The sequence below is a fragment of the Paraburkholderia kururiensis genome (assembly GCF_034424375.1).
Classification (GTDB): Bacteria; Pseudomonadota; Gammaproteobacteria; order Burkholderiales; family Burkholderiaceae; genus Paraburkholderia; species Paraburkholderia kururiensis_A.
Genome location: NZ_CP139965.1, coordinates 2037877 through 2058120, shown reverse-complemented (window position 1 = coordinate 2058120; position 20244 = coordinate 2037877). Strand labels below are relative to the sequence as shown.

Here is a 20244-nt window from a genome sequence, read left to right as displayed (position 1 = left end):
AACGCCGCGGGCGCGCTCGTGAGTTACTTCGCCTGCGCGAGCGCCTGCCACGTTTCGATGACCGTGTCCGGGTTCAGCGAAATCGACGCGATGCCCTCGTCGGCGAGCCACTTCGCGAAGTCCGGATGGTCCGACGGCCCCTGGCCGCAGATGCCCACGTACTTGCCGAGGCGGCGGCAGGTGTCGATGGCGCGCTTCAGCATGAACTTCACCGCGGGGTCGCGCTCGTCGAAGTCCACCGCCAGCAGTTCCATGCCCGAATCGCGATCGAGGCCAAGCGTGAGCTGCGTGAGGTCATTCGAACCGATCGAGAAGCCGTCGAAGTGCTGCAGGAACTCTTCGGCCAGAATCGCGTTGGACGGCACTTCGCACATCATGATGAGGCGCAGGCCGTTCTCGCCACGCTTGAGACCGAACTTGCCGAGCAGGCCGACCACGCGCTCGGCCTGACCGAGCGTACGCACGAACGGCACCATGATCTCGACGTTGGTCAAGCCCATCTCCTCGCGCACGCGCTTCAACGCGATGCACTCCATCTCGAAGGCCTGTGCGAAGTCTTCCGCGATGTAGCGCGATGCGCCGCGGAAGCCCAGCATCGGGTTCTCTTCGTCCGGCTCGTAGCGCGAACCGCCGATCAGCTTCTTGTACTCGTTGGACTTGAAGTCCGACAGACGCACGATGACAGGCTTCGGATAGAACGCGGCAGCAATCGTCGCAATGCCTTCCGCGAGCTTGTCCACGTAGAAGGCCCGCGGCGACGCATGGCCGCGGGCCACGCTTTCCACCGCCTTCTTGAGGTCCGCGTCGACGTTCGGATACTCGAGAATCGCCTTCGGGTGCACGCCGATGTTGTTGTTGATGATGAACTCGAGACGCGCGAGACCCACGCCTTCGTTCGGCAGCTGCGAGAAGTCGAACGCGAGCTGAGGATTACCGACGTTCATCATGATCTTGACCGGCACCGGCGGCAGTTCGCCGCGCTGCACTTCGGTCACTTCGGTTTCGAGCAGGCCGTCGTAGATGCGGCCTTCGTCGCCTTCCGCGCACGACACCGTGACGAGCGAGCCGTCCTTGAGCACGTCGGTGGCGTCGCCGCAGCCCACCACGGCGGGCACGCCGAGTTCGCGCGCGATGATGGCCGCGTGACACGTCCGGCCGCCTCGGTTCGTGACGATGGCCGAGGCGCGCTTCATTACCGGCTCCCAGTTCGGGTCGGTCATGTCGGCCACCAGCACGTCGCCGGGCTGCACGCGCTCCATCTCGGACGGATCGTGAATCACGCGCACGCGGCCCGCGCCGATCTTCTGGCCGATGGCACGCCCGGTGGCAAGCACCGGCGACTGGCCTTTGAGCTTGAAGCGCTGCTCGATCTTGCCGTGCGACTGGCTCTTCACCGTTTCAGGACGCGCCTGCAGGATGAAGATCTTGCCGTCGCGGCCGTCCTTGCCCCATTCGATGTCCATGGGGCGCTGGTAGTGCTTTTCGATGATGACCGCGTACTTCGCCAGTTCGATGACGTCGTCGTCGGTGATCGAGAAGCGGTTGCGCTGCTCGTGCGGCACGTCGACGGTCTTCACGCGGCCCGGCTCGCCCGGCTGCGTGAATTCCATCTTGATCAGCTTGGAGCCGATGGAGCGGCGGATGATGGGCGACTTGCCCTGCGCGAGCGTGGTCTTGAAGACGTAGAACTCGTCCGGATTCACGGCCCCCTGCACGACGGTTTCGCCGAGGCCGTAGCTCGACGTGATGAACACGGCGTCCTTGAAGCCCGATTCGGTGTCCAGCGTGAACATCACGCCCGCGGCGCCTACGTCCGAGCGGACCATGCGCTGCACGCCGGCCGACAGGGCCACTTCTGCGTGCGTGAAGCCCTTGTGGACGCGATACGAGATGGCGCGGTCGTTGTAGAGCGACGCAAACACGTGCTTCATGCGGTCGAGCACGTCTTCGATACCGACCACGTTCAGATAGCTTTCCTGCTGGCCGGCGAACGAGGCGTCGGGCAGGTCTTCGGCCGTGGCCGACGAGCGCACGGCAAAAGAGAGCTCGCCGGGCGAGCTCTTTTGCAACGTGTCGAACTGGGCGCGAATTTCCTGTTCGAGGCGAGGCTGCATCGGCGCAGCCACGATCCACTCGCGGATTTCCTTGCCTGCGGCGGCAAGCGCCTTCACGTCGTCGACGTCGAGCGTGTCGAGACGTTTCGCAATACGTTCGGTGAGGTTGTTGTGTCGGAGGAAGTCGCGAAACGCGAGCGCCGTGGTGGCGAAACCGGTCGGCACGCGCACGCCGGCTTCGGCGAGCTGGCTGATCATCTCGCCGAGCGACGCGTTCTTGCCACCCACGATTTCCACGTCGGTCATCCGCAACTGTTCGAACGGAACTACATACGCCTCATCCTTTGCGACGTTAACTGCGTTAGTCATACAAGCCCCTAAGTGTGAAAAAAATGCTCGATTGCGCAAGTGGGCTTACGTACGACGCGCTTATTGGAGGCGTGGCGTACCTTGCGCAACCTGTTGGAGAAGCAATCGCCGGCGGTGGATGTCGGCAGCCGTGCTGCCGCAGGCTCGCGTCGACCCTCGACAAAACAGGCAAAGCCGACCGAGAAAGCGCGATGAAGTGCACGATTCGCCGAAATTGCCACGAGTCCGCGCGGATTTGCGGCAGAAAGCCGTAGGATCGGCGGCAATTCGGCGTGGTTCGCCCGCAATTGCTTATCCAACAGGTTGCCGCTATTCTACCGTGCCGAGTGCCGAAATGTGTCAGCCGGCACGAACAATGCCTCGAATGGGTGCACGAACGCGGTTCCTCGCGTTCATGACGTTCACGACGCGGTCTTCGGGCCGGTCATTCTTCTTGCCACACCGGGCGCTGCCGCGCTTCACGTTCCAGCTTCTACCCATGCCGCCCACCGTATTCATCGTCTCCGACGGTACTGGAATTACTGCCGAGACCTTCGCGCATTCCATCCTCTCCCAGTTCGATCTGAAGTTCCGCCTCGTGCGCGTGCCGTTCGTCGACTCGACGGAAAAGGCCTACGTCACCGTCGAAAAGATCAACGAATCGGCCGTTCACGATGGCCGCCGGCCCATCGTCTTCACGACGCTCGTGAACAGCGGCTCGAACCAGATCGTGAAGGGATCGAATGCGCTCGTGCTGGACATGTTCCAGACTTTCGTCGAGCCGCTCGAGCAGGAACTGGAGCTCAAGTCGAGCCATGCGATGGGACGCGGCCACCAGAACGCGGACACGGACGAATACAAGAACCGCATCGAGGCAATCAACTTCTCGCTCGCCCACGACGACGGTCAGTCGAACCGCAATCTCGCGGAAGCGGACGTGATCCTCGTCGGCGTGTCGCGCAGCGGCAAGACACCGACCAGCCTCTATCTCGCCATGCAGTACGGCGTGAAGGCCGCCAACTACCCACTGATTCCCGAAGACTTCGAACGCAGCAAATTGCCCACGCCGCTGCTCGCGCATCGCACGAAAATCTTCGGGCTGTCCATCGATCCGCAACGTCTCTCGGAAATCCGCAACGAGCGGCGTCCGGGCAGCAAGTACGCTGCGCTGGAAAACTGCCGCTACGAGATCAACGAAGCCGAAGCAATGATGCGGCGCGAAGGCATCAAGTGGCTCTCGTCGACGCACAAGTCGATCGAGGAAATCGCCACCACGATCCTGCAGGAAATCAAGCTGGACAGGCCGGCGTACTGATCGTCGCCTGAAGAAGCCCGTTCATTCGCGGTGCCGCCGCTGCTGACGGCACTGCTCGAAGAGACACACGGCCGCCGCCGCGGCAACGTTGAGCGATTCCATTCCGCCCGGTTGGGGAATCGTCATCCGGTGCGCCGCGGCCTCGCGCCACGCCTCGGACACACCCGCCCCTTCATTGCCGAACACCCACGCGAGCGGCCCGGACAGATCGCTGTCGTAAATCGCCGCGCTACCGTGTGAATCGGTGATGGCGACGGGGACGTCGAGACGCTCGATCAGCGTGGACGCCTCCACGTCCTCGTGAATCTGCATCAGGAAGTGCGCGCCCATGCCCGAGCGCAACACCTTCGACGACCATGCATACGCGGTCCCCGAACCGCAGAACACGTGCTGGACGCCGGCGGCCGCGGCGCTGCGCAGAATCGAACCCACGTTGCCCGCATCCTGAATGCCGTCCAGCACGACGCATGTCTGCGTCACGTGCTCCGGCATTTCGGGGGCAAGCCGGTCGACGAGCAGCAGCAGCCCCACGCCGTTCACGACATTCGACAGCTGACCGAAGAGCGCATCGGGCAGCATCACGACAAGCTGGGGGTCCACGCGCGCGATGATGTCGTGCGCCTCGTCATGCCGCAGCGCGCCTTCGGTCACGATGCAGGTCTGCGGCTGCCCCGCTGCCTCGATATATGCCCGGGCGAGATGAAACCCTTCGAGCAGAGCCTGACCGCTACGCCGCTGCTGATGGGTCGAGCCGGCCAGCGCCTTCAGGCGTTTGTAGAGCGGATTATCGCGAGAGGTGAGCGTTTTCACGGGCTTTTACGGGCGCCCACAGAGCGATTGCGGGCGTGCGGCAAGAAGAGAGAATGAAACGGGGGTCGATGCAGCGCCTCAGACAAGCGCCTCAGAACGGCGCGACACCGTCGTCCGGCTGGGGCCGAGCTTGCTGCTGCCCCTGGTGTTGCGGACCGGCTACGCCGGCACGGCCGACGGTCGACACGGCGGCAAACGCGCCGTCCAGATCCTCCGCATCACCCGAGGAAACCACCGCCACAACGCTTTCACGGCCCGGCAGCACAAAGGGCATGCCGTGCAGCGCGTAGGCTTCACGCACCGGCGCAAACGAGCGCCGATGATGCTCGCACGGACCGTGCTGCCGCAGCGCGGCGAGGTGCTGCGGCGTACCGTAGCCAGCGTGAGCGTCGAAACCGTACATCGGGAAGGTTTCGTGCAATTCCAGCAGCATCCGGTCGCGCGTGACCTTCGCGAGAATCGAGGCAGCCGAGATGGAAGGCACGAGTGCGTCGCCGCCTATTACGGCTTCGCTTCGGACCGAGAGCACGGGACACCGGTTGCCGTCGATGCGTGCGAGCGTCGGCGTCACGGCAAGCCCTTCCACGGCGCGCTTCATCGCGAGCATTGTGGCGTGCAGGATGTTCAGCGTGTCGATTTCCTCCACCGACGCCGACGCCACGCAATACGCCACCGCGCGCGTGACGATCTTCTCGTAGAGCGCTTCGCGCTTTTTCGCCGTCAAGGCCTTGGAGTCGTCCAGACCGCGAATGGGTCGGGCGCGGTCGAGAATCACCGCCGCGGCCACCACGGGACCGGCCAGCGGCCCGCGGCCCGCTTCGTCCACGCCGCAGACGATGTCTTCCGGCGCGTTGAAATCGAGGCCGGCCTGAGGCGCGCGGGCGCCGCTCTTCCGGCGGCCCGTCATGCGCGCCCCCGGCGCTTTTCGACAATGCCCGCCACGACTTCGGCAGCACGCTGCGACGTGTTCTGCTTCAGCACGTGATGCATTTCCGTGAAGATTTCCTTGAGCGTGCGACGGTTCACGTCGTCGCGCAACTGGGTCAGCGTGGCATCCGCGAGCGCTTCCGGCGTCGCGAAATGCTGAAGCAGTTCGGGCACGACGAAGCGCCCGGCGAGAATATTCGGTAGCCCGACGTACGGCAGATACCCCTGGCGTCGCATGATCTGGCCGGTGAGCCAGGGCACCTTGTACGAAATAACCATCGGCTTCTTGAGCAGCGCCGCTTCGAGCGTAACGGTGCCGCTTTTCACGAGGATCGCGTCGGCGGCCGTCATGGCGACCTGCGACTGTCCGTCCACCAGCGTGAGCGCGAGGCCCGGATGGGCCTCGACGAGCGGCTGGAGCAGGGCCCGCAGCGCCGGCGTAGCGGCCGGCATCACGAAGCGCACGCCCGGTTCGCGCTGCTGCATGAGGGCCATGGCGTCGAAGAACGTCGGCCCGATCAGGCCGATTTCCGAGCGGCGGCTGCCGGGCAGCACCGCGATGACGGGGCCGCTCTCCGGCAGGCCGAGGGTGCGGCGCGCGCCCGCCGTGTCGGGTTCGAGGGGAATCTCGTCGGCCAGCGGATGACCAACGTACGACGCCGCCACGCCCGCCCTCTCGAGAATCGCGGTCTCGAACGGGAACACGCACAGCATGTGATCCACCGACTTCGCGATCTTCTTGATACGGCCGCCCCGCCACGCCCAGATCGAGGGACATACGAAATGGACCGTGGGAATGCCCGCTTCGCGCAGCGGCTGCTCAAGACCGAAATTGAAGTCGGGCGCGTCGACGCCGACGAACGCATCCGGCGGATCGGCAAGCAGTTGCCGCTTCAGCTCGTTACGGATGCCGAGAATCTCGGGAATGTGCCGCAGCGCCTCGACGTAGCCGCGCACGGTCAGCTTCTCCATCGGCCAGTGCGCCTCGAAGCCCTCGGCGATCATGCGAGGACCACCGATGCCGTAGTACTGCGTCGTGCCTTCGAGGCGCCCTTGCAGGCCCTTCAGCAGCGAAGCGGCCAGCAGGTCGCCGGACGGTTCGCCGGCCACCATCGCGAGCCGCAGCGGTCGGGTCTGCAGTGCCATCGCCTAGCGGATGATGCCGCGTTGCGACGCTTCGACGAAGTCGACGAACGCCTTCACCGGCGCGTCGCCGTCGCCGCCCGCCGAGGCGAGCTCGCGCAGTTGCACCTTGGCCTCTTCGAGCGAGAGTCCGTTCTTGTACAACAGACGATAGGCCGAGCGCAGCGCCGAGATCGCATCGGGCGAAAAGCCGCGGCGGCGCAACCCTTCGACGTTGATACCGTGCGGCTCGGCCTTGTTGCCCGCGGCGATCACGAACGGCGGAATGTCCTGCACGAGTGCCGAAGCGCCGCCCAGCATGGAATGCGCGCCGATGCGCACGAACTGGTGCACGCCCGACATGCCGCCGACCACGGCGTAGTCTTCGACGATCACGTGCCCCGCCAGCTGCGCGTTGCTCGACATGATCACGTTGTTGCCGAGCCGGCAGTCGTGGCCCACGTGCACGTACGCCATGATCCAGTTGTCGTCGCCGATGACAGTGATGCCCGTGTCCTGGATCGTGCCTGTGTGCAGCGTCGTGAATTCGCGAATGGTGTTGCGGTCGCCGATCACGAGCCGCGTGGGCTCGCCCTTGTACTTCATGTCCTGAGGGCGGCCGCCGACCGACGCAAAATGGCCGATCCGGTTGTCCACGCCGATCGTGGTGTGGCCTTCGACCACCGTGTGCGCCCCGATCGTGGTGCCCGCGCCAATCGTGACGTTCGCGCCGACAACCGCATACGGTCCGATTTCGACCGTTTCGTCGAGCTGTGCGCCCGGCTCGACGATCGCAGTGGGATGAATCCTGCTCATGCGTCCTCGCTTCTCGTTCTGCTGCCTCATGCCCCGCCCGTGCGGGCCGTCGCAGCCATTGTCGCAGCCGCCTTTACTGGCCCGGCTCGACGTTCTTGACCGTGCACATCAGTTCGGCTTCCGCGGCCACGACGCCATCGACTTCGGCACGCGCCTTGAACTTCCAGATGCCGCGCAGGTAGCGCTCGAAGGTGGCGTTCAGGATCAGCTGGTCGCCCGGCTCCACGACGCGCTTGAAACGCGCACCGTCGATGCCCACGAAGTAGTACAGCGTGTTTTCCGGGTTCTGCGGCGCCTCGGCGAACGTGAGGAGCGCGGCGGTCTGCGCGAGTGCTTCCAGGATCAGCACGCCGGGCATGACCGGGCGCGAGGGGAAATGTCCCATGAAGTACGGCTCGTTGATCGAGACGTTCTTCAGCGCCTTGATGCTCTTGTGCGGCTCGAGCTCGAGCACCCGGTCGACGAGCAGGATCGGATAGCGATGCGGCAGCAGCGTGAGAATCTTATGGATGTCGAGATTGATCTTTTCGGTGCTCATGGTGTTTCTGCTCACGCATTGACTGCGCGGTGATGACTGCGGAAAGGCTCATGCGGCCGGGGAACACGCGGTTCCTGCGACCTCCGCTCGTTGGCGGGACGACGCGGCTGCGCCGTCGCTTACGTTTCGTCCGGCGTCTTCGCGGCCACGGCCGCTTCAAGCGCCTTGATCCGGTCGCGCAGCTTGTCGAGATTGCGCATCAGCGCGGCGCTGCGGTTCCAGTCGGCGTGATCCACGGCGGGGAACGCGCTCGTGTACATGCCCGGCTTCAAAAGCGACTTGGACACGCCCGACTTCGCCGTGACGATCACATAGTCGGCAAGCGTCACGTGACCCGCGATGCCCACTGCGCCACCGATCATGCAATGCCGTCCGATCGTGGTGCTGCCCGCGATGCCGGCGCAGCCCGCGATCACGGTGTACGCGCCGATGCGGCAGTTGTGACCGATCTGCACGAGGTTGTCGATCTTCACGCATTCCTCGATCACGGTGTCGGCCATCGCGCCGCGGTCAATCGTGGTGTTCGCGCCGATCTCCACGTCGGGGCCGATCGCGACGCCGCCCACTTGCGGAATCTTGACCCAGCTGCCGGTGCGCGCATCGCCGTCGCCCGTGAAGTCGGGTGCGAAACCGAAACCGTCCGAGCCGATCACGGCACCCGCGTGAATGATTGCGCGTTCGCCGATACGGCAGCCGTGATAGACGGCAACGTTCGGATACAGATGCGAGCCGTCGCCAATGCGCGTGCCGCGGCCGACGAACACGTTCGCGTCGAGGCGCACGTTCTCGCCGATCACGGCGCCCGCTTCGACCGTTACGTTGGGTCCGATCACCGCGCTTGCGGCGACCTGGGCCGATGCATCCACCGTAGCGGAAGGATGCACGCCCGGCGCCACCTTGGGCGCGGCGAGGTCGATGAATGCCTGCGCCACGCGAGCGAAATAAGCGTACGGATTCGGCGTGACGATGAAGTTACGGCCGTCGCGGGCCGCGAGTTTCGAGAGGTCGTCGGCCGAGATGAGGACCGCGCCCGCCTGGGTGGTTTCGACCTGCGACAGGTACTTCGGGTTCGCGAGGAACGCCAGTTGAAGCGGGCCGGCCTGATCCAGCGGAGCCAGGCTACCCACGCGATGCGACGGGTCGCCGACTACTTCACCGCCGAACCGCCGGACGATTTCCTCGAGCGTAAATGCCATGGTGCGCGTACTGCTCCTGCTTTTCAGTTGGCGTTGCCGCCCGACGCCGCAAGCGCCTTGAGCACCTGGTCGGTAATGTCGATGCGCGGACTCACGTACACCGCTTCCTGCACGATCAGGTCGTAGTGCTGCTGCTCGGCGATCTGCTTGATCACCTTGTTCGCGCGGTCCAGCACCGCAGCGAGTTCTTCGTTGCGTCGCTGGTTCAGGTCTTCACGGAACTCGCGCTGCTTGCGCTGGAAGTCGGTGTCGAGCTGCGACAGGTCGCGCTGCTTCTGCGCGCGGTCCGCCGGCGACATCGACGTGCCGTTCTTGTCGAGCGAATCGGACATCGACTTCAGACGCTGCGCCATGTCCTGCAGGTCCTTGTCGCGCTTTGCGAACTCGGCCTCGAGCTTGCTCTGCGCGGCCTTGGCGGGCGCGGATTCGCGCAGGATACGGTCCGAATTGACTGCCGCGATCTTCGCTTCCTGGGCGTGGGCTGAGGCGCTCGCGCCCAAGGCCGCCGCCAGCGACAGCGCGCAGGCCACACGTTTGAAAGACATACCCGTTAGCAAAGTCATCCTCTCGATTAGAACGCCGTCCCGATCTGGAACTGGAACTTCTGGTACTGGTCGCCCGTGTGTTTCACGAGCGGGAAGCCGAGGCTCAGCTTGAGCGGACCGATGGGCGAGATCCACGCGAGGCCGACGCCATAGCCGTAACGCAGACCGTTCGCGCCGATGCTGTTGCCTTCCGTGCCCCAGACGTTACCGCCGTCGAGGAACGTGAACACGCGAAGCGTGCGGTCATACCCGGTGCCCGGCAGCGGGAACGTCAGTTCGATATTGCCGACCAGCAGCTTCGAGCCGCCGATCGGGTCGTTCGTCTTGGCGTCGCGCGGACCCAGCGAGCTCGGCTCGTAGCCCCGCACCGAACCGATACCGCCCGCGTAGTAGTTCTTGAAGATCGGGTACGGCTTGCCGCCGAGGCCGTTGCCGTAACCGCCCTGGAAGTTGAAGCCGAGCACGAAGCCGCGCGCAAACGAGTAATAGTACTGCGCCTGGATATCGGCCTTGTAGTACTGGGTACCGGCGATCGGCGTGCCGTACTCCGCGTTCGCCTGCGTGAAGTAGCCGCGGCTCGGCACGAGTGCGCTGTCGCGCGCGTCGCGCGACCAGCCGAGCGTGAGCGGCACGTTGCTCGACACACGGCCGAAGTTGTTCACGTAGTCGATATAGCTTTGCGGCGTGGCCGAGTCCACGTCGAGCCGGTTCTGCTCGAAGCCCGTGCCGAAGTACACCGTATCGACTTCCGAGAACGGAATGCCGAACTTGAGGTCGGCGCCCGCCGTGATGATGCGAAAGCTCGAATTGGTCGAGTAGTAGAGCGGCTGGTACGTACGGTAGTAGACGTCGGTAATGCGCTTGATGCCGTCGACGGTGAAGTACGGATCGACCTGCGTGACCGTCAGCGTGCGGTAGCTGCGCGCCGTGTTCACGTTGACCGAGAGGCTCGTGCCCGAGCCGAACACGTTGTCCTGCGAGACGCCCGCCGAAAGCACGACCTTGTCCGTGGACGAGAAGCCCGCGCCCAGCGTGATCGCACCGGTCGGCTTTTCCGTGACCTTCACGTCGACGTCGACCTGGTCGGCAGTGCCTTCCACGGGCACGGTGGTGACATCCACGTCCGTGAAATAGCCGAGACGGTTGATGCGGTCCTTCGACAGTGCAAGGCGGTTCGAATCGAACCACGAGCTTTCGAGCTGGCGCATTTCGCGGCGCACCACTTCGTCGCGCGTACGCGTGTTGCCGTTCACGTTGATGCGGCGCACGTAGACGCGGCGGCTCGGATCGACCTGCAGCGTGAGGTCGACCTTGTGATGTTCCTGATCGATCTGCGGCACGGCGTTCACGGTTGCGAACGCATAGCCGTATTCGCCGAGCTTGTCGACAATGGCCTTGGTGGTGGCCTGCAGCTTTTCGGCGGAGAAGCGGTCGCCCGACTTGATCTTGAGAAGCTTGTTGAGCTCCGCCTCACGGTCGAGCAGATTGCCCGCGAGCTTGATGCTCGACACCGTGTACGGCTCGCCCTCATGCACCGTGATGGTCAGGTACATGTCCTTCTTGTCGGGCGAGATGGAGACCTGGGTCGACTCGATGTTGAATTCGAGGTAGCCGCGGTTCAGGTAGTACGAGCGCACGTTCTCGAGGTCGCCCGTGAGCTTTTCCTTCGAGTACAGGTCGTTCTTCGTGTACCACGAGAACCAGTTCGGCGTGGAGAGCTGCATCTCGTCGAGCAGTGTGCTCGACTTGAACGTCTTGTTGCCGATGAAGTTGATCTGGCGGATCTTCGCGCTCGGCCCTTCCACCACGGCGAACAGGATTGCGACGCGGTTGCGGTCGATCGGCGTGACGGTGGTGGTGACTTCGGCGGCGTAGAAGCCGCGCGTGAGGTACTGGCGCTTCAGTTCTTGCTCGGCGCGATCGACGAGCGCCTTGTCGTAATAGCGGCCCTGCGACAGACCCACCGAGCGCAGCGCCTTGGTAAGGTTGTCCTTGTCGAACTCGTGCAGACCGGAGAAATCGATGGTGCCGATCGCGGGGCGCTCGGCCACCTGGACGATCACGACGTTGCCTTCGGTGGCGATCTTCACGTCGTTGAAGAAGCCCGTCGCATAGAGCGCGCGGATGGCTTCGGAAGCCTTTTCGTCGGTGAACGTCTCGCCTTGCTTGATGGGCAGGTAGGAAAACACGGTGCCGGGTTCGACGCGCTGCAGCCCCTCGATCCGGATGTCCTGTACCACGAAAGGTGTCGTTGCGTGTGCCACCAGTCCATGCGCCGCGAACGCTGCGGCAACAACCGTTTTCGGAACCAAGCGATGAGGTCTAAACAACGTGCTTCCCCAGTATGTATAGCTGCATCAGACCGGACGGCTGTCGCTGGACGCCGCCGGACTTCTTTAAAAGTGGATTAAACGAGCCAGATCGTTGAAAAGCGCAATCGCCGACAAGGCGACGATGCAGGCAAGCCCCGCTCTCTGGAGTACCAGCTGCCAACGATCGGAAACGGCTTTGCCCGTTACAGCCTCAACCAGATAATATAACAGATGCCCCCCGTCCAATACCGGAATTGGTAGCAGATTGAGCACGCCGAGGCTGATGCTGACAAGGGCCAGGAACGACAGGAATGCAGAAGGACCGAGGCGCGCGCTCTTGCCCGCATAGTCCGCAATCGTCACCGGGCCGGACAGATTCTTCAGCGACGCTTCGCCCGTAATCATCCGGCCGAACATCCGCAGCGAGTAGATCGCAATGTCCCAGGTGCGGGTCGCACCCAGACGAACGCTCTCGATCGGCCCGTAATGGACGTCCACCGATGGCGCGTCTGTGGCGAGCGCCGCGCCGATGCGGCCTACGCTCCGGCCGGTTTCCTCATCACGCTGCGGCGCGGGCACGACGGTCAGTTGGCTTGTCGTTTGGCTCGTCGCGGCGGCGGCGCGGGCATTCTCCGCGGTCTTGTTCGCAGCGTCGTTCGCTGATTCCGGTTGCCCGTCTTGCCGCTGTGATTGCTGCGGCGCACCGCGTTCCACTTCCAGCGCGACCGGCTTGCCGGCATGCGCCTTCACATAGGCGATGAAACTCTCGGCACTATCCACGGGCCGACCGTCCATGCGGCGCAGCGTGTCACCGGCTACGAGTCCCGCCCGCTGTGCCGCGCTGCCCGGCTCGACGGCCGCCACGCGCAACGTCGCGCCGCCCACATCGAAGCCGAGCTTCGACATGAAGTCGTCGTCGAGATCCTGGCCTGAGAGGCCCGCGAGATTGACCGCAAAGTCGTACGTACCCTGCCCGTCGCGCGCCGACAGCACTACGCGCTCATGGTCGAGCGCGGCGCCCAACAGCTTCCAGCGCAGGTCGGACCACGAACGCACGGGCTCGGCCTGCGCGCCGTTGGCATCGCGAATGGCGACGATCTTCTCGCCGCCTTCGAACCCGGCTTGCGCTGCGACGGTCCCGGCGGGAGGCGCGGCAACGATGGCGACCGGCTCCGTCACGCCCGTGGCGAACACGGCCGCGAACAGCACGATGGCGAGCAGGAAGTTGGCGAGCGGCCCTGCCGCGACGATGGCGATCCGCTTGCCGACACCCTGGCGGTTGAAGGCGCGCGGCAGCTCTTCGGCGGCAATCGGTGCGCCGCCCTCCACCACCTCGCGCTCATCGAGCATCTTCACGTAGCCGCCCAGCGGCAACGCGGCCACGACCCACTCGACGCCGGTCTTCTTGCTCACCCAGCGCGCAAGCGGCTTGCCGAAGCCGATCGAAAAACGCAGCACCTTGACGCCGCACAAACGCGCAACGCTGTAGTGGCCATACTCGTGAACAACCACGAGCACGCCGATCGCAACGATGAAGGCGACCAGTTCGGTGAGCAGGTTCATAAGCGCCTCACTGCGCCACGCGCTCCAGGCGGCGCGCGCCGGCAGGCAAACCGTCGATGAACGATGCCGCCGCGCGGCGAGCCGCCGCATCGGCATCCAGCACATCGTCGAGACTCGTGGCGCGCCGGTTCGGCAGCGCGTTCAGCACGGCGTCGACAGTCTGCGCGATGGCCATGAAGGAAATGCGACGTGCAAGGAAAGCGTCGACCGCCACTTCGTTGGCCGCGTTGAGCGCGGCGCTTGCCACGCCGCCCTCGGCCAGTGCCTTCATGGCGAGCGCGAGGCACGGGAAACGCGCGTAGTTCGGCTTCTCGAACGACAACGTCGCGATTTCGGCAAGGTCGAGTTGCGCGACGCCCGAATCGACACGCTCCGGAAACGCCAGCGCATGCGCGATCGGCGTGCGCATGTCGGGGTTGCCGAGCTGCGCGAGCACCGAACCGTCGGCATACGAGACGAGCGAATGGATCACGCTCTGCGGATGGATCAGCACGTCGATGCGCTCGCCGGGCAAGCCAAAGAGCCAATGCGCCTCGATGACCTCGAGGCCCTTGTTCATCATCGTGGCCGAGTCGACCGAAATCTTGCGGCCCATCACCCAGTTCGGATGCTTGCACGCCTCTTCGGGCGTCACGTCGACGAGCGTAGCCGGCTCGCGCGTACGGAACGGGCCGCCGGACGCGGTCAGAATGATCTTCGAGACGCCGCCGTGCAGCGCCGCCTCGCGCGGCAGGCACTGGAAGATCGCGTTGTGCTCGCTGTCGACGGGCAGGAGCACCGCATGGTGATCGCGCACGGCGTCCATGAAGATCGCGCCGGACATCACGAGGGCTTCCTTGTTCGCAAGCAGGATGCGCTTGCCGGCGCGGGCCGCCGCGAGCGTGGGAGCGAGGCCCGCCGCACCGACGATGGCCGCGACCACGGTGTCGCACCCGTCGCTCTTCGAGACGTCGACGAGAGCCTGCGGGCCCGAGGCCACCTCGGTCTTGCTCCCTGCGGCGCGCAGCTTCGCTTCCACCCGCGCCGCGGTTTCGGCGTCGCCGACGACCGCCACCTGGGGAGCGAAGCGCAGGCACTGCTCGACCAGCTTGTCGCCGTTGCGGTGCGCCGTGAGCGCGTAGACAGAGAAACGTTCCGGATGCCGCGCGACGACGTCGAGCGTGCTGTCTCCGATCGAGCCCGTAGAGCCGAGCAATGTCAGTCGTTTTTGCATGTTTCTTTCTCTAGCCGGCGCTGCGGCCGACGATAAGCATGGCAAGCGGCAGCACCGGAAGCAGTGCGTCGATACGGTCGAGCACGCCGCCGTGCCCCGGCAGGAGGCCGCTGGAATCCTTCACACCCGCCTGGCGCTTGAGCAGCGACTCGAACAGATCGCCCACCACGCTGAATGCGACCAGCACCGTGAGCGCGAGGAGCGCCCGGACAGGGCCCGCGTGCGCGAAGAGCGCTGAATAAAGGGTCGGTTCGAAGGCGTGCAACGTAGCGGCCGCCGCCGAGACGACCATGACGGCGAGCCAGCCGCCCGCCGCGCCTTCCCAGGTCTTGCCGGGGCTGATGGCCGGCGCGAGCTTGTGCCGGCCGAAAGCCTTACCGGAGAAGTATGCGCCGATATCGGCGAGCCAGACCACGAGCAGCAGCGACAGCACGAACGCCACGCCCGCGGCACGTGCGGCCACAAGCGCATGCCAGCAGGCCGCGAACAGCACGAGCCCGGCGACGAACAGGAACGGCCGCCAGGCCCCGTCGGCAAGCGTCGGTTTGCGCACCAGCGCATAGGGGCCGGCGATCACCCAGAAGATCGCGGCCGCCTCGAAGAGCGGCCGCGTATCGGAGAGGCGCGTGCTGGCCACCACGGCGAGACCTGCCGCCACCGCGTACAGCACCGGCACCACACCGTTGGCCTTCAGGAGCCGCGCCCACTCCCACGCGGCGAACACCACGACGAAGCCGATCAGCGCACCGAACGCGCCGATGGGCGCAAACAGCGTGACCGGCAGGAAGACAGCCAGCAGAACGAGCGCCGTGATGACACGGGTTTTTAGCATGGAAGGGGATCGACGTTTTGCGATTGCGGCTCCAGCTGGGCGCTGGTGCGGCCGAAGCGCCGTTCGCGCTCCGCATAGGAAGCGATGGCGTGGCCGAGCGCGTCCGCGTCGAAATCCGGCCAGTAGGTGTCGGTGAAGTAGAACTCGGTATAGGCGAGTTGCCAGAGCAGGAAGTTGCTGATGCGCTGCTCGCCGCCGGTGCGAATGAAGAGATCGGGCTCCGGCGCATAAGCCATGGCCAGATGCTGGGCGAACGTGTCTTCGTTGACCGGCACCACGTTGCCCGTTTGCGCCGCCTCTTCGACGAGCTTTCTCGTCGCCTGCATGATGTCCCAGCGGCCGCCGTAGTTGGCCGCAATGGTGAGCGTGAGGCGCGTATTGCGGGCGGTTTTCGTTTCCGCCCGGCGGATGAGGTCCTGAATGCGCGCGTCGAACATCGACAGATCGCCCACTACGCGCAGCCGGATGCCGTTGGCGTGAAGCTTGCCGATCTCGCGTTCGAGCGCCGTGACGAACAGACGCATCAGGAACGAGACTTCGTCGGTGGGACGGCGCCAGTTTTCGGAGCTGAACGCGAACAGCGTCAGGTACTGGACCCCGCGGCGCGCACAGGCTTCCACCGTGGCGCGCACGGCGTCGACGCCTCGCGTATGGCCGGCCACGCGCGGTAACCGGCGCTGCGTCGCCCAACGGCCGTTGCCGTCCATGATGATCGCGATGTGACGCGGGACAGCCGTCACATCAGGCACGCGAACGGTTGAGCTGGTATAGGTCATGGCCGTCGGACTCAAACTGCTTGGGGAACGGAAAACACTGACGCAAAGAAAGCCCGACGGCTTCAGACCGTCATGATTTCCGCTTCTTTGGTCTGCACCATCTTGTCGATCTCGGCGACGAAGCGGTCCGTGAGCTTCTGGATGTCGTCGCCGGCACGGCGCTCGTCGTCTTCCGAAATTTCCTTGTCCTTGACGAGCTTCTTCAGTTGCTCGTTGGCATCGCGGCGCAGATTACGCACGGCGACCTTCGCCGTTTCGCCTTCGCTCTTCACGACCTTGGTGAGTTCGCGGCGGCGTTCTTCCGTGAGCGCCGGCATCGGCACGCGGATCAGGTCGCCCTGCGTGGCCGGATTCAGACCGAGGTCCGATTCGCGGATCGCCTTCTCGACCACCGGCACCATCTTCTTTTCCCACGGCTGGACGCCGATCGTGCGGGCATCCACGAGCGTGAGGTTGGCGACCTGGGAAATGGGAACCGGCGAGCCGTAATAGTCGACCTGGATGTGATCCAGCAGACCGGTGTGGGCGCGGCCCGTGCGGATCTTGGAGAGATCGTTCTTGAATGCGTCGATCGAGCGCTGCATCTTTTGCTCGGCGCCCTTCTTGATGTCAGCCACAGCCATTTTCTAACCTCCGAACCATCATAACGTGCGGACCGGCCAGCGCGCCGCTGCGGCAGCTTCAAGCCTCGCCGGACCCGCGTTCGAGCCTTCTCGCGTGACCGAGAGTTTACACGTGGACGAGCGTGCCCTCGTCGTCGCCCTGGACGATCCGCTTGAGCGCACCGGCCTTCGTGATCGAGAACACGCGGATAGGCAGCTTCTGGTCGCGACACAGCGCGAACGCCGTGGCGTCCATGACCTGCAGGTTGCGGCTGATCGCCTCGTCGAACGTGATCGTCGTGTAGCGCGTCGCCGCGGGGTCCTTGCGCGGATCGGCCGAATACACGCCGTCCACCTTGGTCGCCTTGAGCACGACCTCCGCACCGATCTCGGACCCGCGCAGGGCCGCCGCCGTATCGGTGGTGAAGAACGGGTTGCCCGTGCCGGCCGCGAAGATCACGACCTTGCCCTCTTCCAGCTGACGAATGGCGCGCGGCCGGATGTACGGTTCCACGACCTGGTCCATGCGCAGCGCGGACTGCACGCGAGCCTCGATGCCCGCATGACGCATGGCGTCCTGCAGCGCGAGCGCATTCATCATGGTGGCCAGCATGCCCATGTAGTCCGCCGTGGCGCGGTCCATGCCGGCCGCGCCGCCCGCGACGCCGCGAAAGATATTGCCGCCGCCGATCACGACCGCGAGCTGCGTGCCGAGCTTCACGACCTCGGCCACGTCTGCCACCATTCTTTCGATCGTTGCGCGATTGATGCCGAAAGCATCGTCGCCCATCAGAGCTTCGCCGGAGAGTTTGAGCAGAACGCGTTTATAGGCAGTGGGCATGGAGGTATCCAGATCGCGCGGAAAGGGACAATAACTTGAAACTGTAGGGGTGAAATACTGATTCGGGCAAGCACCGCCAAATTTGCCCCGGCGCGTGCACGAGGTGCGCGCAACCGTCGATCGGCGCGCCGGCGGGGATGGCCCGAGGCGCGCCTTGCGGCGCTGCCGGCCGCGGCGAGGTCTTGCCTCGCCGCGGGGTACAACATGTTGCGGTAACGCTTATTGCTGCTTTGCAGCAGCGACTTGCGCCGCCACTTCGGCCGCGAAATCGTCCTGGCGCTTCTCGATGCCTTCGCCCACCACGAACAGTGCGAACTTCTGCACGCTCGCATTGCCGGCCTTGAGCATCTGCTCGATGGTCTGCTTGTCGTTCTTCACGAACGGCTGGTTCAGCAGCGACACTTCCTTCAGGTACTTCTGCACGCTGCCTTCCACCATCTTCGCCACGATCTCGGCCGGCTTGCCCGATTCGGCGGCCTTCTGCTCGGCGATGCTGCGCTCCTTCGCGATCAGGTCCGCCGGCACGTCGTCGGCCGACAGCGAAACCGGCTTCATGGCCGCGATGTGCATCGCGACGTCCTTGCCGACCTGCTCGTCCGCGCCCGAGTACTCGACCAGCACGCCGATGCGCGTGCCGTGCAGGTACGCGGCCAGCTTGCCGGCGGTTTCGAAGCGCACGAAACGGCGGATCGACAGGTTTTCACCGATCTTGCCCACGAGCGCGAGACGCACGGCGTCCACGGTCTCGCCATCGAGCGCCAGCGCCGACAGGGCGGCCACGTCGGCCGGGTTCTGCGTAGCGACCAGCTCGGCCACCTTCTTCGCGAACGCGTTGAAGTCGTCGTTCTTGGCGACGAAGTCGGTTTCGCAGTTCAGTTCGACGAGCGCGCCGACGTTGCCGCCGATGTACGACGCCACCACGCCTTCAGCCGTCACGCGCGACGCCGCCTTGCTCGCCTTGTTGCCGAGCTTCACGCGCAGCAGTTCTTCGGCGCGGGCCATGTCGCCATCGGCTTCGGTCAGCGCCTTCTTGCATTCCATCATGGGCGCGTCGGTCTTCGCGCGCAGTTCTGCCACCATGCTTGCGGTAATTGCCGCCATCATTCGCTCCTTGCAATCTGACTGTTCACACCGCCCGCACTTCGATGCCGGCGGCCGGAATTCGTTTCGCTGCGACACATTTGTTACACGTGCCGCGCGGCCGGGACCGCCTTTGCGGCGGCCATTCTTGCTGTCCGGTCCACCGTGGCGCCGAGCGACTCCGCGCAGCGCCGCAGCTTAAAAAAAGGGGGCCTGTAGAAAGCCCCCTTTTTTGCCGGACACGGGGCAGCTTACGCTTCCGCGTTGACCTCGACGAACTCGTCGCCGTCGTCGCCGCGCACGGCCTGAACGACTTCGTTCACGGCGTTCGCGCGGCCTTCGAGGATCGCGTCGGCCACGCCCTGGGCGTACAGTGCGACGGCCTTGCTGGCGTCGTCGTTACCCGGAATCACGTAGTCGATGCCTTCCGGCGAGTGGTTCGTATCGACCACGGCGATCACCGGAATGCCCAGCTTGTTGGCTTCCGTGACGGCGATCTTGTGATAGCCGACGTCCACCACGAAAATCGCGTCGGGAATGCCGCCCATGTCCTTCACGCCGCCAATCGACTTCTGCAGCTTGGCGATTTCGCGTTCGAACAGCAGCGCTTCCTTCTTGCTCATCTTTTCGAGCTCACCCGCCTCGACCGACGCTTCCATGTCCTTCAGGCGCTTGATCGAAACCTTCAGCGTCTTGAAGTTGGTCAGCATGCCGCCGAGCCAGCGTGCGTTCACGAACGGCATGCCGGCGCGCTGTGCTTCTTCAGCGATAATGTCGCGCGACTGACGCTTCGTGCCCACGAACAGGATGGTGCCGCGATTGGCTGCCAGCTGACGCACGTACTTCAGCGCGTCGTTGTACATCGGCAGCGTCTTTTCGAGGTTGATGATGTGAATCTTGTTGCGATGGCCGAAGATGAACGGGGCCATCTTGGGGTTCCAGAAGCGCGTCTGGTGACCGAAGTGGACACCGGCTTCCAGCATTTGGCGCATGGTGACTGCCATGAAATTCTCCGCGAGGGTTAGGTCTTAAGCCGGCTGCCGTATCGGCGGCAAGCCCGCCCTGCCGGGCGAAGCCTGCAGACGACACCCTGGGTGCGCCGGCTTGCGAATGTGCTGCGCGCCTGGATCGTGCGGCACCGGGACTCCCGGAAGGCCGCCTCCCACGCTTGCAGCGTCAGGTCCAAGCCGCTCCCCCACATTCGCCGGATTCCGCAGACCGTGCCACTTACTACCTTTGGGCGGACCTGCAATCCGGGAAAACCGGGAGCGACTTAGCCAGTAAGTATAGCACGCGACTGTTTCACGACTCAACCAGCGCCCGGGACGGCGCGGCGCGAAGGCGTACGAGACAG

Annotated in this window: 18 protein-coding genes; 1 reads left to right on the top strand and 17 read right to left on the bottom strand. The window is 64.7% G+C overall.

Annotation, left to right across the window (positions count from 1 at the left end; all coding sequences use genetic code 11):
* Positions 1 to 23 precede the first annotated feature (23 nt).
* Positions 24 to 2423 (bottom strand): phosphoenolpyruvate synthase, encoded by a 2400-nt coding sequence (gene ppsA / locus U0042_RS09270; RefSeq protein ID WP_114815057.1) that lies wholly within the window; start codon positions 2421 to 2423, stop codon positions 24 to 26.
* 478 nt (positions 2424 to 2901) lie between these two features.
* On the opposite strand from ppsA, the gene U0042_RS09265 reads away from it, so the two are divergent.
* Positions 2902 to 3717, top strand: a complete 816-nt coding sequence (locus tag U0042_RS09265; protein WP_114815079.1) for a pyruvate, water dikinase regulatory protein — start codon at positions 2902 to 2904, stop codon at positions 3715 to 3717.
* A gap of 21 nt (positions 3718 to 3738) precedes the next feature.
* Here the strand turns inward: U0042_RS09265 and U0042_RS09260 are convergent, their stop codons facing one another.
* The 16 genes from U0042_RS09260 to rpsB form a co-directional block, all read right to left on the bottom strand.
* Positions 3739 to 4527 (bottom strand): TrmH family RNA methyltransferase, encoded by a 789-nt coding sequence (locus U0042_RS09260; RefSeq protein WP_114815056.1) that lies wholly within the window; start codon positions 4525 to 4527, stop codon positions 3739 to 3741.
* Positions 4528 to 4618: 91 nt separating this feature from the next.
* Positions 4619 to 5434 carry a ribonuclease HII gene (gene rnhB, locus U0042_RS09255; RefSeq protein ID WP_114815055.1) on the bottom strand — a complete coding sequence of 272 codons (816 nt, stop codon included), beginning with the start codon at positions 5432 to 5434 and terminating at the stop codon, positions 4619 to 4621.
* Positions 5431 to 6600, bottom strand: coding sequence for a lipid-A-disaccharide synthase (lpxB, locus tag U0042_RS09250; RefSeq protein ID WP_114815054.1), 1170 nt, complete (start codon positions 6598 to 6600; stop codon positions 5431 to 5433). The genes rnhB and lpxB overlap by 4 nt, the downstream gene beginning before the upstream one ends.
* 3 nt (positions 6601 to 6603) lie before the next feature.
* Positions 6604 to 7392 (bottom strand): acyl-ACP--UDP-N-acetylglucosamine O-acyltransferase, encoded by a 789-nt coding sequence (gene lpxA / locus U0042_RS09245; RefSeq protein WP_114815053.1) that lies wholly within the window; start codon positions 7390 to 7392, stop codon positions 6604 to 6606.
* A gap of 73 nt (positions 7393 to 7465) precedes the next feature.
* On the bottom strand, positions 7466 to 7930 hold the full coding sequence (gene fabZ, locus U0042_RS09240) for a 3-hydroxyacyl-ACP dehydratase FabZ (protein WP_114815052.1): 465 nt from the start codon (positions 7928 to 7930) through the stop codon (positions 7466 to 7468).
* A 119-nt stretch (positions 7931 to 8049) separates the two neighbouring features.
* Entirely contained in the window at positions 8050 to 9126 is a 1077-nt protein-coding gene (gene lpxD / locus U0042_RS09235) for a UDP-3-O-(3-hydroxymyristoyl)glucosamine N-acyltransferase (RefSeq protein WP_114815051.1), read from the bottom strand.
* Positions 9127 to 9149: 23 nt separating this feature from the next.
* On the bottom strand, positions 9150 to 9683 hold the full coding sequence (locus tag U0042_RS09230; RefSeq protein ID WP_198665433.1) for an OmpH family outer membrane protein: 534 nt from the start codon (positions 9681 to 9683) through the stop codon (positions 9150 to 9152).
* A 14-nt stretch (positions 9684 to 9697) separates the two neighbouring features.
* On the bottom strand, positions 9698 to 12001 hold the full coding sequence (gene bamA / locus U0042_RS09225) for an outer membrane protein assembly factor BamA (RefSeq protein ID WP_114815049.1): 2304 nt from the start codon (positions 11999 to 12001) through the stop codon (positions 9698 to 9700).
* 66 nt (positions 12002 to 12067) lie between these two features.
* A complete protein-coding gene (gene rseP, locus U0042_RS09220; RefSeq protein ID WP_114815078.1) occupies positions 12068 to 13546 on the bottom strand; it encodes an RIP metalloprotease RseP in 1479 nt (492 codons plus the stop codon).
* A 7-nt stretch (positions 13547 to 13553) separates the two neighbouring features.
* Positions 13554 to 14759: a 1-deoxy-D-xylulose-5-phosphate reductoisomerase gene (locus U0042_RS09215; protein WP_114815048.1), complete on the bottom strand. Its 1206-nt coding sequence runs from the start codon at positions 14757 to 14759 to the stop codon at positions 13554 to 13556.
* A gap of 10 nt (positions 14760 to 14769) precedes the next feature.
* The gene (locus tag U0042_RS09210) at positions 14770 to 15591 is read right to left on the bottom strand and encodes a phosphatidate cytidylyltransferase (RefSeq protein WP_114815047.1); all 822 of its coding nucleotides are present in this window, start codon (positions 15589 to 15591) and stop codon (positions 14770 to 14772) included.
* Positions 15585 to 16367, bottom strand: coding sequence for a polyprenyl diphosphate synthase (uppS, locus tag U0042_RS09205; protein ID WP_026122117.1), 783 nt, complete (start codon positions 16365 to 16367; stop codon positions 15585 to 15587). The genes U0042_RS09210 and uppS overlap by 7 nt, the downstream gene beginning before the upstream one ends.
* 62 nt (positions 16368 to 16429) lie before the next feature.
* Positions 16430 to 16990, bottom strand: a complete 561-nt coding sequence (gene frr, locus U0042_RS09200) for a ribosome recycling factor (protein WP_114815046.1) — start codon at positions 16988 to 16990, stop codon at positions 16430 to 16432.
* A gap of 106 nt (positions 16991 to 17096) precedes the next feature.
* Positions 17097 to 17810 (bottom strand): UMP kinase, encoded by a 714-nt coding sequence (pyrH, locus tag U0042_RS09195; protein ID WP_017778139.1) that lies wholly within the window; start codon positions 17808 to 17810, stop codon positions 17097 to 17099.
* 219 nt (positions 17811 to 18029) lie between these two features.
* Positions 18030 to 18911, bottom strand: coding sequence for a translation elongation factor Ts (gene tsf, locus U0042_RS09190; protein WP_114815045.1), 882 nt, complete (start codon positions 18909 to 18911; stop codon positions 18030 to 18032).
* Between the two features lie 230 nt (positions 18912 to 19141).
* Positions 19142 to 19894 (bottom strand): 30S ribosomal protein S2, encoded by a 753-nt coding sequence (gene rpsB, locus U0042_RS09185; RefSeq protein WP_017778137.1) that lies wholly within the window; start codon positions 19892 to 19894, stop codon positions 19142 to 19144.
* Between the last annotated feature and the right edge of the window lie 350 nt (positions 19895 to 20244).